The following is a 3,001-nucleotide window of genomic DNA, read 5'->3' on the forward strand; positions in this document are numbered from 1 at the left end:
TGTTGTGTAAACAACGCGACGATTTTCTACAAATGAGGTTTTCAGACGACCTTTTTTAAAGATTGCGCCTTACAAATCAAATTCAGCCACGACCGGCGCATGGTCGCTGGGGCGTTCTTGCGCGCGCGCGTCCAAATCGACATAAACGTCTTTCAACACGGCAGACAAGGCGGGGCTGATGAGCTGGTGGTCGATGCGCAGTCCGAGTTTGCGTTGAAACATTGCGCCGCGATAGTCAAACCAAGTGTAAAACGCGCCTTCGGGGTGGATTTGGCGCAGGCTGTCGGTCAAGCCCAGATCCAACAGATTTTTGAACCACTGTCTCTCGATGGATGAGCAGTGGATTTTTTCATGCCATTTTTCGGGGTCGTAGCAGTCGGCATCGGCTGGCGCGATATTGAAGTCGCCGAGCAAGACCAGTTTTTCGTGGCGCGTCATTTCGTCGCGGACAAATTCAGTCAATGCGGCAAACCATTGTTCTTTATATTGGAATTTCGGGCTGTCGAGGGCTTCGCCGTTGACGCAATAGACATTGATGACGCGCACGCCGTTGACGGTTGCGGCGATGATGCGGCGTTGCGGGTCGTCGGGCAGGGTAGGCAGGCCGACGTGTACGTCTTGCGGTTCGCTGCGGCTGATGATGGCGACGCCGTTGTAGGTTTTTTGCCCGCTCCAAACGCTGTGCCAGCCCATCATTTGCAGGGCGGCGGCGGGAAATTTGTCTTGGTCTAGCTTGAGTTCTTGCAAAACAAGGACATCGGGCTGATGGTCGGCAAGCCAGTTTTGCACCTGCGGCAGGCGCACGTTGAGGGAATTGACGTTCCAAGTGGTGATTTTCATGCGGATTCCGTGTGTGAGGGTCGTCTGAAAAGCGTTTCGGGCTTTTCGGGCAAAATAAGGACAAAACAAAAGCGGTTCATGCAAAACCGCTTTGTTGCGTAAACGGGACGCTATTGTATCATCAGGGGATTTGGGCGGCTGCCGGTTTTGAAACAAAAATCCGTTTGGGAAAACAAGGCTCAACAGCCTTTAGGCGGCTTTACGGTTTTCCAAATTGCGCAGCGTATCGAGGATGGCGGCGGCTTCTTCGGATACTAGCCGGTATTCGATGATGCGGTGGTAGCGGGTGAAATCGATCAGACCTTCGGAGCGCAGGCGCGCGAGGTGGTTGGAAACGGCGGTCGCAGGCTGTCCGAGCGCTTCGGATAATTCGGCAATGCTGCGTTCGCTGTCCATCAGCATGAACAAAATGGTCATGCGTTCGGGGTTGGCGATGAGTTTGAGAAGGGAAGAGAGACGTTTGGTTTCCATGATGTATGCCTTTCTATTCGTTAGCTTGATTTGAGGAGTATCACAAAAAGAATATGATTGTGATTCTTTTTATATTTCTAAGAAATTTCAAATGCTTATGTTTGTAAGTGTACCGCATTCAGGTGCAAAAGAGAGCATATGCGTTTAAATTTGCCGTAAATAATTGTTGTTTGGGCAAATCCCGAAGTATTTTAAAATGGGTAAAAGGGACGATTTTTTAGAAATGAAAAACAGGCTTAATCTATATGAAAATAGAAACAGCAGAAGTATAGAATTAGGGTTTTATAAAAAATATTTATAAAACAATTAAATATAAAAATAAAACTGTTCTTCGGTATTTGTATTGATAGTGGTTGGCTGTTTTGGAATATTAACGAAGTTTTAGGGAAAGTCTTATCGGTACGTTTTTAGTCTGTAAAAATTTTACAACAGTTACTATCAATTTTGTTATTTGATTTGAAGGTGCATCTTGATGGCAACGGCGTGCAGGCAGTCAACGAGGTATCGACTGCCTGCGTATTCGGCTATACAATCCGACCACCTTTCTTTGGTATACCTTTATGTATATTCTGATTACCTTTTTCTTCAAACTCTTCGCCGCCATGCCGCTGCGCCTGCTGCACGCATTGGCGGGCGTGTTGGGCTGCGCGGTTTATTATCTGCGCCGTGAGGATCGCGAACGCGTATTTGACAATATGCGGACAGCCGGTTTGCTGCCCGATGAAGCGGCGGTCAAGGCTGTGTTCCGCGAAACGGTCAAAGGCGGGTTGGAATTGCCCGTGGCTTTTTTCAGACGACCTGAAAGCATAGAAAAATTGTTTGTAGAAGTACGCGGATGGGAACATGTACAGGCTGCGTTGGATGCGGGCGAAGGATTGTTGTTTATTACCCCGCACATCGGCAGCTACGACCTTGCCGGACGGTATATCAGCCAACAGCTTCCTTTCCCGCTCACGGCGATGTACAAACCGCCGAAGCTCAAAGCAATGGATGAGGTCATGCAGGCGGGGCGCGTACGCGGCAAAGGTAAAACCGCGCCGACCAGTATTCAAGGCGTTAAACAGGTCATCAAAGCTTTGCGTGCGGGCGAAGCCACCATCGTTTTGCCCGACCATGTCCCCGCACCCGAAGAAGGCGGAGACGGTGTGTGGACAGAGTTTTTCGGTAAACCGGCTTTTACTATGACGCTGGCAGGCAAGCTCGCACAGGTAAAAGGGGTCAAGGCATTGTTTTTCTGCGGAGAACGCCTGCCGCAAGGACGTGGGTTTGTCCTACATATCGAACCCTTACGCGGCGAACTGAACGGCAATAAAGAACACGATGCGCGGGTAATCAATGAAAATACGGAATATTGGATACGCCGGTTCCCGACGCAATATCTGTTTATGTACAACCGCTACAAACAGCCCGCAGGTGCGCCGGAGCCTCCCGGGCATGGGTGAAAAAATGTGAAAGGTCGTCTGAAAACCTGGGGTTTGAGTTTTCAGATGACCTTTTTTAATCATTTTTGTGGACGGATTCCACGCGACGGTGCTTGTGTTGTCGGCAGACACCGTAGTGAGGGCTTTGTCCGCGAGCCACTCAAAATTTCAAACATCTGTCCGTCAATTATCTTCGTGGGTAGAACCCACGCTACGGATACCGAGTCAGCCAAAACCGATAGAGACCTTTGCAAAATTCCCCAAAATCC

Annotated in this window: 3 protein-coding genes; 1 reads left to right on the forward strand and 2 read right to left on the reverse strand. The window is 49.4% G+C overall.

Features of this window, described 5'->3' with window-relative positions; genetic code table 11:
* Nucleotides 1–69 precede the first annotated feature (69 nt).
* Nucleotides 70–840 (reverse strand): exodeoxyribonuclease III, encoded by a 771-nt coding sequence (gene xth, locus HMPREF3066_RS00400; RefSeq protein WP_039409312.1) that lies wholly within the window; start codon nt 838–840, stop codon nt 70–72.
* A 189-nt stretch (nt 841–1,029) separates the two neighbouring features.
* On the reverse strand, nt 1,030–1,311 hold the full coding sequence (locus tag HMPREF3066_RS00405) for an ArsR/SmtB family transcription factor (RefSeq protein ID WP_070439783.1): 282 nt from the start codon (nt 1,309–1,311) through the stop codon (nt 1,030–1,032).
* A 560-nt stretch (nt 1,312–1,871) separates the two neighbouring features.
* Here HMPREF3066_RS00405 and HMPREF3066_RS00410 point away from each other — a divergent pair.
* On the forward strand, nt 1,872–2,753 hold the full coding sequence (locus HMPREF3066_RS00410; RefSeq protein WP_070439784.1) for a lysophospholipid acyltransferase family protein: 882 nt from the start codon (nt 1,872–1,874) through the stop codon (nt 2,751–2,753).
* The last annotated feature ends 248 nt before the right edge of the window (nt 2,754–3,001 follow it).

Origin of the sequence: Neisseria sp. HMSC03D10, assembly GCF_001807625.1 — a bacterium.
GTDB lineage: Bacteria > Pseudomonadota > Gammaproteobacteria > Burkholderiales > Neisseriaceae > Neisseria > Neisseria mucosa.